8 protein-coding genes and 1 pseudogene are annotated in these 11,099 nt (G+C 73.7%); 7 read left to right on the top strand and 2 right to left on the bottom strand.

Annotated features, from left to right (window positions below; all coding sequences use genetic code 11):
- Together O145_RS14665 and O145_RS14660 are read left to right on the top strand one after the other, a co-directional pair.
- The coding region (locus O145_RS14665; protein WP_043564309.1) for an AAA domain-containing protein at positions 1–1,287 on the top strand (1,287 nt) is incomplete at its 5' end.
- A 147-nt stretch (positions 1,288–1,434) separates the two neighbouring features.
- Positions 1,435–2,085 (top strand): SMI1/KNR4 family protein, encoded by a 651-nt coding sequence (locus tag O145_RS14660; RefSeq protein WP_043564308.1) that lies wholly within the window; start codon positions 1,435–1,437, stop codon positions 2,083–2,085.
- Between the two features lie 285 nt (positions 2,086–2,370).
- Here the strand turns inward: O145_RS14660 and O145_RS19780 are convergent, their stop codons facing one another.
- Both O145_RS19780 and O145_RS19775 read right to left on the bottom strand, forming a co-directional pair.
- Positions 2,371–2,946 carry an AAA family ATPase gene (locus O145_RS19780; protein ID WP_411265967.1) on the bottom strand — a complete coding sequence of 192 codons (576 nt, stop codon included), beginning with the start codon at positions 2,944–2,946 and terminating at the stop codon, positions 2,371–2,373.
- A gap of 312 nt (positions 2,947–3,258) precedes the next feature.
- Positions 3,259–3,561, bottom strand: a pseudogene (locus O145_RS19775) (AAA family ATPase); the annotation flags it as partial.
- A 329-nt stretch (positions 3,562–3,890) separates the two neighbouring features.
- Here O145_RS19775 and O145_RS14650 point away from each other — a divergent pair.
- From O145_RS14650 to O145_RS14630, 5 genes are all read left to right on the top strand, one after another.
- Entirely contained in the window at positions 3,891–5,609 is a 1,719-nt protein-coding gene (locus O145_RS14650) for a cation:proton antiporter (RefSeq protein ID WP_043564306.1), read from the top strand.
- A 138-nt stretch (positions 5,610–5,747) separates the two neighbouring features.
- Positions 5,748–9,389 carry a DEAD/DEAH box helicase gene (locus O145_RS14645; RefSeq protein WP_043564304.1) on the top strand — a complete coding sequence of 1,214 codons (3,642 nt, stop codon included), beginning with the start codon at positions 5,748–5,750 and terminating at the stop codon, positions 9,387–9,389.
- Positions 9,390–9,640: 251 nt separating this feature from the next.
- Positions 9,641–9,883, top strand: coding sequence for a DUF4244 domain-containing protein (locus O145_RS14640; RefSeq protein WP_043564302.1), 243 nt, complete (start codon positions 9,641–9,643; stop codon positions 9,881–9,883).
- Between the two features lie 78 nt (positions 9,884–9,961).
- Positions 9,962–10,276 (top strand): TadE family type IV pilus minor pilin, encoded by a 315-nt coding sequence (locus O145_RS14635; RefSeq protein ID WP_043564300.1) that lies wholly within the window; start codon positions 9,962–9,964, stop codon positions 10,274–10,276.
- Positions 10,273–10,716, top strand: coding sequence for an Rv3654c family TadE-like protein (locus tag O145_RS14630; protein ID WP_084682664.1), 444 nt, complete (start codon positions 10,273–10,275; stop codon positions 10,714–10,716). Before O145_RS14635 ends, O145_RS14630 begins: the two co-directional genes overlap by 4 nt.
- The last annotated feature ends 383 nt before the right edge of the window (positions 10,717–11,099 follow it).

The raw sequence follows: 11,099 nt of genomic DNA, 5'->3' as shown, positions 1-11,099 counted from the left end.
CTGGAGAACGCGCAGGGCGAGGAGCGGGACGCGATCCTGTTCTCGCTGACCTTCTCGGCCAATGAGCGCGGCGACGTCCCGCTCAGCTTCGGCTCGCTCGGCCACGCCGGCGGGGAGCGTCGGCTCAATGTCGCCATCACCCGGGCGCGGTGCCAGATCGTGGTGTTCTCGAGCTTCGACCCGGAGGACCTGCACGTCGAGCGCTCGGCCCACCAGGGGGTGCGGGACCTGCGCGCCTACCTGGAGCAGGCCCGCGGCGGGGGTGCGCCGCGGGCGCTTCCGGCCTCCCACAGCGCGGTGGACCTGCACCGCAACGAGATCGCCGAGCGGCTGCGCGAGGCGGGCCTGGCGGTGAGCGTCGGGGTGGGCCACTCGTCCTTCGAGATCGACCTCGTGCTCGCCGCCCCGGGGGCCGGCCAGCCGAGGCAGGCCGGGAATCCGGATCGGCCCAGGGTCGCCGTCCTTCTGGACGGGCCGGGATGGGACGGGCGCAGGAGCACGACGGACCGCGACCTGCTGCCGGTCGACGTCCTGGGCAACATGGGGTGGGAGCGTATCGAGCGCGTCTGGACGCCCGAGTGGGTCGCCGACCCCGACGCCGTCGTCGCCCGGCTCGTCGAGGCCGCCGGGGGGCCGTTCCCGCTCCAGGAGCCGTCTGCGCAGACACCGGAGGCCTCGGAGACGCCGGAGGGGGCGCCGACGCCGGAGGGCGCCGTCGCGGCCGCACCGCTCGGCCCGGCCGGCTACCGCCAGTGGCGGCCCCAGCGCGAGCTCCCGACGGAGATCCTGGACCGCGCGGCCAACAATGATGAGGGGGCGCGGGCCCTGGTCGTCGAGGTGGCGCGGAGCATCTGCGACGTCGAGTCGCCGATCGCCCGGCACCGGCTCATTATGAAGGTCTGCGGCGCCTTCGGCCTGCCGCGGCCCAATGCCGCGCAGGAGGCCCGGGTGCGCGGCCTCCTGGGGGACTCCTTCGCCTACATCGACGAGTACGACTTCGTGTGGCGGAGCCGGGATGCGATGCAGGTGGCGGCGCCCTACCGTCTCAAGGCCCTGGACCATGTGGGCTCCATTGCCGAGATCCACCCGCGCGAGCTGGTCGCGCTCATGGCCGACGTCCGCGCCACCAGCCCCGAGTGGTCGTCGCCCGATGAGCTGTACCAGCGGGCGCTGCGGCGGCTCAGCACCCGGAGGTGGAAGTGGAGGCTGAGCACCCGCGGCATCCTGCCCGCCCTCGAGGCCGCCCTGAAGGAGGCCGAGCGGCAGGACGCGGGCGGCAGGATCTGACGGACGGCGCCGGCGCCGGCGGGCGGCTGCCCGGGGGCGCCGGGCGGTTCGTCCGGCCGGAACGTGGCGAGCTGCCGCTGGCGCCGGCCGCGCTGCCGGCACCGCCCGGCCCGGCGCCTTCCAGCAGAGGCGTCTGTATCATGGCCCATGAGTCTCGACGACGACCTTCAGCGCGTGGCCGGCAAGATCGCGAGCCCGCCGCCCGGGGGTGCCGGACACCCCTTCCGCAATGAGGTCACATGGCGGCCTCCGCTGGACGAGGGACGGGTGGCCGCCTACGAGCACGAGTGGGGAATTACGCTTCCCGCGGACTACCGCGCCTTCATCACCCGCGTCGCGGGCTCCGGCGGCCAGCCCTTCTACGGGCTGTGCGGGCTCGGCGCCCCGGACACGGACGACGACTTCGGTGGCCTTGACGACCTCGACCCGAGCGCGCCCTTCCCCTACACCTTCGCCCGCCCCCTGGTCTGCGACCCCGCGGACGAGGGCCCCTACTGGGAGGCCCTCGAACGCGGCGAGGTCGACCGCGGATGGATCCCCCTGTGCACGGAGGGCTGCGGGATGAACGCGATCCTGGTGGTCGCGGCCGTCGATCCCGAGGTGGTCGGGACCGTGTGGTACTTCGACCTCGCCAACGACTGCGGCATTCTCCCGCTCGCCCACCCCACGACCCGCGAACCACTGCGCTTCCTGGACTGGCTCGAGCTCTGCCTCGCCCCCCAGGCCGACGACGAGGGCGGCCCCGCCCTGATCGAGCTGGTCCCCGCCGAGCTCTTCCCGACCTTCCCGGAGCCCTGAGCGCGCCGTCGCGCCCCGCCGCCGCTACGCGTCGCCCCGCGCTGCGCCCGCCCCTCGCGCCCACCCCGTCGAGATAGACATTGTCGTACGAGATTGGCGGTGACACCGTCTACCTCATCCGAAAATGTCTATCTCGCCGCACGGCCGGTGGTGAGACCCAGGCGCTTCAACAGGTGCGGCATCGTCGTCGACGGGCACGGCCCCTGCGTGTTGAGCTCGGGCAGGGCGATGCCGGGCAGCCGGGAGCTCGGGCAGGCCCGGGTGAAGGCGTCGAACGGGAAGTCGTCAGGCAGGCTCTTCCTCTCCTTTCTCCCGGCGGGCGGCCGCGCCCAGAATGTCGCGGGCGAGCAGGCGGGAGAGGTCTACGTCGGGCAGCGCGCCGAACCTGCCGGCGAGGTAGCGCTTCTGCTCGTTGTTGCCCGGACGGGAGTCGAAGTCAGACAGCGGGAACACTTCGCTGGAGCCGCCGTCCTTCTCGCAGAACCAGACCTCGCCCGGCTCGAGCAGGCGCGCCGGGGAGTTGCCCAGGAGCGTCGCGTCATGGGTGGAGAACAGGATCTGCGCTCCCGTGCGGTTGAGGTCCGGGTCCTTGAACATGGTGACGAGCGCGGCGGTGAGCGAGGGGTGGAGGCTGGCGTCGAGCTCGTCCACAACAAGGAGACTGCCGCGGGCGAGTGTCTCGATCGCCGGGGCCGCCGTCGCGAGCCAGGTGATCGTGCCGGCGCTCTGAGCGCCCAGGCCGAGCTCGAAGGGCGGACTATCGCCGTCGACGTGGGTGAAGACGAGGGACCGGGAGACCGGAGGGACGGCCTCCTCGGGGATCTCCCGCAGCTCGTCATCACCCGTGCCCGCGGCGAGCATTGCCCGGATCCGCCCGAGGACCTCCGGCGGGATCTCCCTCTCCCGGACCTCGACGCCGGTAATGCCGAGGTCCGCGGTCCCCGCGAGGGCGCGGATGATCGCACTCCACTTCGAGGGGTCCTCGACCATGCGGGATATCACCCACTGGAGCCAGAGCTGCTGATCGGACTCTTCCCGAAGGACTTTGACGACGGTGCTTCCGGCTCGGAGTCCCTGTGCGACCGGTCGGAGGGTGGTGTGGCGGTAGCGCGCCGCCACCGCGAGCATGAGGTCGGTGGGGGTCAGCAGGCGCTTCACCTCCGCGGTGGGGCCCTTGAGGGCGGAGCCGGTCTTGACCTCGATCGGGGCCTTGTCGTCGGCCTGCGTCCGGGTGAACAGGTGGCGGGCAGTGCCCTTGGGGAAGGTGTGCAGCGACTCCGAGCGGATGCCCCAGGCCGCGGCCTCGACCTCGTAGTGGTACCGGACGCCGTCGGTCACGAAGTTGACGTCGTAGGCGGTCGGGCGCTCGATCGCGGCCGTGACATGAGGGTGGTAGAGCAGCAGGCCGGGCTCGCTGACGGCCCCGCTCAGCATGCTCGCGGCCGAGAGCAGCGTCGACTTGCCCGAGGCGTTCGCGCCGAGAAGTGCGGATCGTCACGTATCTTCCTATGGACTTCAGGGGCGGCCTCGGCCTCCTGGCCTTCCCGGAGCCCTGAGCGCGTCGTCGCGCCCCGCCGCCCCGCGCTGCGCCCGTCCCTCGCGCCCATCCCGTCGAGATAGACATTGTCGTACGAGATTGGCGGTGACACCGTCTACCTCGTACGAAAATGTCTATCTCGACGCACAGGGGCATCACAGGGGCAGCACGGCGGCGCCGGCGCGCCCCGCCGTCGGGCCCTGGGTATCATCCCCACCGCCGGCCGCTACTGGTCGCCGAGTCCCTGTCGCCGAGGAAAGGAGCGGACGTGAGCGCGGTCTTCGTCTCCCTGCTGTGCATTGTGGCGGTCTCCTTCATCGCCCCACTCATCTCCTGGAGCGTCCCTAAGCGCCTGCTGCCCGAGACCGTGCTGCTCATCGCCGGCGGCGTCCTCATCGGCCCCAGCGGCCTCGGCATCGCCCACGAGGGCCAGGACATCGCCTTCCTCAAGGAGCTCGGCGTCGCCTTCCTCTTCCTCATGGCGGGCTACGAGATCGACGTCAACGAGCTGCGCGGCTCCGGCGGCCGCCACGCCATGGTCGCCTGGGCCGGCTCGCTCGGCCTGGCCTTCGCGGCGGTCGCCGCCGTCGGCGTGTCCGGCGGGGTCTTCTCCGCCAACGGCATCGCCATTGCCATCGCCATGACCTCCACGGCCATCGGCACGATCCTGCCGATCCTGCGCGAGCGGGGGCTGCTGCCCACGGCGGTGGGCGCGGCCATCCTCAACCACGGCGCCGTCGGCGAGGTCGGCCCCGTCATCCTCATGGCGCTCCTGCTGGGGTCGCGCTCGACCTGGGCGAGCCTGGCGATCCTCCTGGTCTTCGGCGCCGTCACCTTCCTCATCGTGCGCTTCACCGACCGGGTGCGCCGCGCCGGCCGCCGCCTCATCGAGGTGATCCGCCTGGGCGGCACGACGACGGCGCAGACCACCGTGCGCATCACGGTCCTGCTGCTGGTGGGCCTGTGCACGCTCGCGGAGGTCTTCGACCTCGACGTCGTCCTGGGGGCATTCGCCGCCGGATTCATCCTGCGCTACGCCCTGCCCGACGGCAACCGCCAGTTCGAGGAGAAGCTCGACGGGCTCGCCTACGGCTTCTTCATCCCGATCTTCTTCGTCGTCTCCGGCATGGGGATCGAGCTGACCATGTCGGAGCAGTCGCTGGCGACCATCGGCGCCTTCCTCCTCATGCTCGTGCTCGTGCGGGGCCTGCCCGTGTGGGTCGCCTCCCGCCTGGAGCGGCGCCGCAACGGCTCGCGCGCCTACTCCATGCGCCAGTCCCTGCAGATCGCCGTCTACTCCACCACCGCCCTGCCGATCATCGTGGCGGTCACCCAGGTGGCGGTGAGCGCCGACGCCATGAGCTCCTCCTTCGCCTCCACGCTCGTGCTGGCGGGCGCCGTCAGCGTGCTGGTCATGCCCACCCTCGGGCTGGCCCTGTCCTCCGAGGACGATCACGCCCCCGCCGTCGAGGCCCTCGCCGTCGTCCAGGGGCCGCGCGAGCGGCACGGGCACGGCCTGATCGAGGCCTCGGGCGACACCGGCGAGATGCTCGTCAGCGAGCCGCGCCGGCCCGCCGGGCTGGGGCCGCGTCCGGCCGACGACGGCGCCGCGCGGCCAGCCGGTTCCGCGGCGCCGGCTGCCGGTCCTGCGGGCCCGTCCCCCACCGACTCGCCGTCGACGCCCGTCAACGGCCTGCCGCGCCGCGGCCGCGACATCCTCTTCCACCACCACGGCCTGTCGGAGTCGGAGGCGCGCCGTCTGGCCGAGCGCCTGAAGCAGATCGAGGCGGAGCGGTCGAACTGGCGCCAGCAGATGCGCCGCCAGCTCAGGCTCGAGCGCGAGGAGGCCCGCCAGCGCCGTGCCGTGCTGTGGGCGCAGGACCGCGCTCAGCGGCGTCGTGAGCGCGAACAGCTGCGCGAGCTGCGCCAGGAGGCTCGCCGCGGGGGAACGGGCGGCGGTGCGGATGGCAGTGCGGGCGAGGAGTAGGCGAAGGCCGACCGAAGGACCGGGACGGGTGGCGCGGTCTTGAGACGGGGTGACCGCCCCGCTGCGGGCCCCGCCCGGGCGACGCGCCCCGCCCGACCGGCGTCGCGGCGTGTCGCACCCTGCCCGTAAGGTCCCCCTATGGCCCGAGACATCACTTCCGACGACTGGCCCGCCCGCGTGACCGACGCCCAGATCTCCGCGAAGACGGGCTCGGCCGCCTTCGGGCGCGGGCGCAGGTATGCGGAGACGCGCCGGGTCTCCAACCTCTCGGTGTCGGGCAACGGCGAGATCGTCGCCGCCGAGGTCCGCGGCTCGCGGGGCCAGGTCTACCAGACCATGGTCTTCTCCAAGTCGAGGGGTGAGCACATCGACTGGCGGGGGAGCTGCTCGTGCCCCGTGGGGAGCAGCTGCAAGCACACGGTGGCCCTGATCCTGACCGCCCGGCGCCGGGCCACCGCCGCCGACGCCCTGCCGGGGGACGCGGACTGGGAGCGCCGCCTGACCTATATGCTGCGCACCCGGAAGACCTCGCGGCGCGCGGTCGCGATCGAGATCTCCGCGCAGGACTCTGGCGGCTACCGGACCGGACGGCTGGGCCTGCTCCCGCTGCTCGCGGGCAAGCGCGGGTGGGTCAAGCAGGGCATCTCCTGGAGAGCCGTCTTCAGCGGGGACCTGGAGGGGCGGGTCGCCCCCGAGGCCCTGGACTGCCTGGAGGACCTGGCGTCCATGGACCCCGACGGCTACTTCTACTACAGCGACTCCCGCATCCCCCTGGAGGCGATGCCCGCCCGCGTGTGGGACGTCCTGCGCCGCGGCGTGAAGGCCGGCGTCACGCTGACCACGGCGCAGCGGGGCGGCAACGAGGTGAGGATCCTGCGCGGCCTGCGCGTGGGCGTCGGCGTCAGGCGCCACGAGGACGGCACCGCCCGCATCTCGCCCTCGATCGACCTGTCAGGGGTCGAGGGGCTCGCCACCGGGGAGGGCCGCGCCCCCAAGCCCCGCCCGCTCGGCGACCCGACCCACGGCTACGCCCTGACCGGGAACGACGGCGTCCTCAACCTCATGCCGCTGGACCCGCTGCCCGGCGAGGTCCTGGGCAGGATCCTGAGGCGCAACGAGCGCCTCACGATCCCGGCCGCCGACGTGGAGCGCTTCGAGAGCAAGCACCTGGGCAGGCTCGCGGCCGCCGTCCCGATCATCGACCTGGATCCTGCGATGCACCTGCCGGAGACGGGCGAGCCCGTCGCCGTGCTGCACGTCGGCGTGGACGCCGCCAGGCACCGCGCCGAGACTGCCTGGTCCATCCGGTACGTGACGTCGAGCGGCGAGAACCGGGGCGAGGCGGCCGTTGACGACCTCACGGAGGTGCTTGACGGCCCGGGGCCCCTGGAGTGGTCGCAGTGGGCCGGTGCGCCCGGGGCCGTCTCGCCGAGGACCGCGGCGTCCTCCGGGGCCGCCGGAACCGCCGGAGCCGTTCCGCCCTCCGGGACCGCCGCGCCCGCCATGCGCGACCACGCCGCCGAGGACCGCCTGGTGCGCCGCATCGTCAACGAGTGCCTGCCCTTGGCGCAGGCGCACGGGCCCCTGTGGCAGCGCAGGGTCTTCGAGGGGATGGCCACCGCCAGGCTCGTCGCGCAGGCCCTGCCCGTGCTGGAGCAGGTCGACGGCGCCGTCGTGGAGGTGGCGGGCGAGGTGCCCGACTACCACGAGGCCGAGGAGGCCCCGCTCATCACCACCGACGTCGCCGAGGACGGCGAGCGGCTCGACTGGTTCTCCCTGCAGGTGCGCGTCAGGGTCGGGCAGGAGGACGTCCCCGTCGCCCGTCTCATGACGGCGGTCGCCACGGGCGCCGAGGAGGTCCTGCTCGACTCCGGCAGGTGGGTGAGCCTGGCGGACCGGCCCGAGATCGTGCGCCTGGCCCGGCTCATGGAGGAGGGCCGCGACCTGCGCGACCCGGAGGCCCGCAGCGCCGGGGACCTGTCTGTCACCCCGTTCCAGGCGGGGCTGTACGCCGAGCTCGTCAGGCTCGGCGTCGTCGGGGAGGCGACGCAGCGCTGGCGTGAGGGCGTCGAGCGGCTGCTGGCGGTGGCGGCCGCCGCCGAGGCGGGCGTCGGCGGTGTCGGGAGCGGCGCGGCGGGAGCCGGCGCCGAGCCGGGATCCGACGGCGGGGCTGAGCCGGGGGCCGGGGCCGCCTCAGCCCTCGACGTGCCCGCGCCGGCCGGACTGCGCGCCACCCTGCGCCCCTACCAGCTCGACGGCTACCGGTGGCTCGCGCTGCTGCAGTCCACCGGGCTCGGAGGGGTGCTGGCCGACGACATGGGCCTGGGCAAGACGGTCCAGGTGCTCGCCGTCGTGCAGCGAATGATGGAGGGCAGGGCCGCCGGGTCTGAGACCTCCGCCGGCCCCGCGGACTCCGGCGGTTCCGCGGCCTCCGCCGTCGTTCCCGAGGAGAGCGGGCCGGTGCTGGTGGTGGCGCCCACGAGCGTCGTGGGCGCCTGGGTGGAGCAGGCCGCGCGCTTCTGCCCCGAGTTGCGGGTGCGAGCCGTCACCCGCACCCGCGCCAAGCGCGACGAGGAGCTGGGCGAGATCGTGGCCGACGCCGACATGGTGGTCACCAGCTACACAATCGCGCGGCTCGAGGAGGACTTCACCGGCGTCGACTGGTCGTGGGTCGTGCTCGACGAGGCCCAGTTCGTCAAGAACCACACCGCCGTCACCTACAAGGCGGTCCGGAGCCTGCGCACGCCGTCGACCGTCGCCATTACCGGTACGCCGCTGGAGAACTCGCTCATGGACCTGTGGAGCCTGCTGTCGATCACGGCGCCCGGCCTGCTGCCCGGGCCCGACCGCTTCGCCAGGGTCTACCGGCGCCCCGTCGAGCACGGCGACGACGACGCCCTGGCGGCGCTGCGCGCACGGATCCGGCCCTTCCTGCTGCGCCGCACCAAGGAGGACGTCGCCGCCGACCTGCCGGACAAGAGCGAGCAGATCCTGTCCGTCGAGCTGGAGGCGGGGCACCGGCGCGCCTACGACCGGCGGCTTTCCCGCGAGCGGCAGAAGGTCCTGGGCCTGCTGGAGGAGGACACGGCGCAGGCACGCTTCACCGCTCTGAAGTCCCTGACGATCCTGCGCCAGATGGCGCTCGACCCGGCGCTGGTGGAGGTGCCGCGGGGCGGCGCCGGGTCCCGCCGGGTCAGCGGGGGCGGCCGCAGGCGCAGGCCGACGGCGAAGGTCGAGGTGCTGCTGGAGACGCTGCGCCCGGTCGTCGCCGAGGGGCACAGGGCGCTGGTCTTCAGCCAGTTCACGCGCTACCTCACCGGGGTGCGCGAGGCGCTGGAGGCCGACGGGATGCGCACCGCCTACCTCGACGGGACGACCACGAACCGTCAGGAGGTTATCGACGCCTTCCGCGTCGGGCGGGCCGACGTCTTCCTCATCTCGCTCAAGGCGGGAGGCTTCGGTCTGACTCTGACGGAGGCCGACTACGTCTTCCTGCTCGATCCGTGGTGGAACCCGCAGGCCGAGGAGCAGGCGGTCGATCGTACGCACCGCATCGGCCAGGACAAGTCGGTCATGGTCTACCGGCTCGTGTCCGCCGGGACCATCGAGGAGAAGGTGATGGCCCTCAAGGAGAAGAAGGCCGAGCTCTTCGACCGCGTGGTCGAGGGCTCCGCGGACGACGCCGGGGGTCCTGGAGGTCCTGGGGGCGCCGGGGCGGGCGGCGCGAGCCGGGCCCGGCTCACCGCCCAGGAGATCCGCGAGCTCATCGGCGGAGCGTGAGGGGCGCCCGGCGCGCGACGTGCGCGGCGCGCACCCCGCCGTCCCACCGCCGTCCCACCGCCGTCGTGGAGCGTCCGCCGGGCCCCACAGGACGGCTCACGCACGCTCCGCCCACAGGGCTCGAAGGGCCCACGTGCGCGCGGAAGCACCCGTGCCCGACCCTGGTGACGCGGGCACGGTGCCCGCGAGGCTCGGCCGGCCGGTGTGCGCGCCGTCGGCCGGTCGGGCCCCTCTACCCCGAGGAGAACCATATGAAGCACATCTGGAACACCGTGCGCGACGCCTGGGCCCTCGCGCACCCGCACGGTGCGGAGCGCCTCGCTCCGGACGGCACGGAGGACGCCCGCGGCGAGGCCGGCATGGCCACCGCCGAGTACGCCATCGGCACCCTGGCGGCGGCCGCCTTCGCCGGCCTCCTGCTCGCCATCATCCGCTCGGGCTCCTTGCAGAGCGTCCTGCAGGGCCTGATCGAGTCCGCGCTCTCGGCGGGCTGACGCATGATGGCGCGGAGAGCGGACCGCTCCCGTCCAGCGGGGGCGGCTCCGCGACCCGCCGCGCCCGGTCAGGCGGGCATGGTCACTGCGGAGATCGCCGTGGCCCTGCCCGCCGTCGTCCTCGTGCTGCTGCTCGTGCTGTCCGCCGTGAGCGCCGGCGTCACCCAGCTGCGCGTGACGGACGCCGCCCGGGTGGCGGCACGGCAGGCCGCCATCGGCTCCGACGACGTCGAGGGGGAGGCCGTGCGGGCCGGGGGAGAGGTGAGCGTCGGCGTCGACCGCGGCGAGCTGACCTGCGTGCACGTGAGCCGACCGGTGCCGGGCCCGCTGGGAGGCCTTGGGCTCACGGCGCGCAGCACGGCCTGCGCCTACACCGAGCCGAGCGGGCCATGAGGGCGCAAGTCGCGCAGGCGCTGCACGGGTGGGGCCGGGCGGTGCGGGTCGCGGCCGCAGGCGAGCGCGGCTCGGGCACGGTGCTGGTCGTGGGCGTCATTGCGGTCCTGCTCGCGGCCGCGCTCGGCGTCTCGGGCCTGATCCAGGCGCAGGCGGCCGCCGGGCGGGCTCGGACCGCGGCCGACCTGGCGGCGCTGGGCGGGGCGACGGCGCTGTCCTCGGTCCTCGCCCCGGGAGACCCGTGCGAGGTGGCGGGCCGTGTGGCGCGGGCCAACGGCGCCGAGGTGAGGGCGTGCACCGTAGTCGAGGAGGACGTTGTCGTGGAGGTGTCCGTGGGCGTGCGGGTGCTGGGCGTCGCGCGCACGACCACCTCCGCCGCCCGAGCCGGCCCTGTGGACTCCGCGGGCGATCCCGTGGACGGCTCCGCGGCTGATCCCTGACGTCCCTCCCGCTGCTTCTCGTCCTCCTGCGCTTCTCGCGCCGCCGTCTCTTGTCGGGATCGGTTCGCCTCCGGTGCGGGGTCGGTTGTGCCGGTGCGGCGCGGTGGGGTGCTCTCAGGGTTTTGCCAGGTGTGGTGGGGGTGAGTCTCCAGGGTGGTCGGGTTACATGGTTGCTGCCGCCGGACGGGGCGGGTCATGAGGGTTGGGGAACCCGGTGAGGGGCCTGCTTGCGAGAGCCGCCAGGGTCTAAGGGAGCCCTGGTGGGTCGTTCCGGCGAAGGGGGCTCGACCGGCCGGGAGTGGGAACCCGGCTCGGCGGTCTCGATGACGAGGGCCCGTGGGCCGGGACGCCACCCCGGCCCACGGGCCGCGGTCGTCCCGGGC

Source organism: Actinomyces israelii DSM 43320 (assembly GCF_000711965.1).
In the GTDB taxonomy this organism is placed as follows: domain Bacteria; phylum Actinomycetota; class Actinomycetes; order Actinomycetales; family Actinomycetaceae; genus Actinomyces; species Actinomyces israelii.
This window is presented reverse-complemented; position numbering and strand designations above follow the sequence as displayed.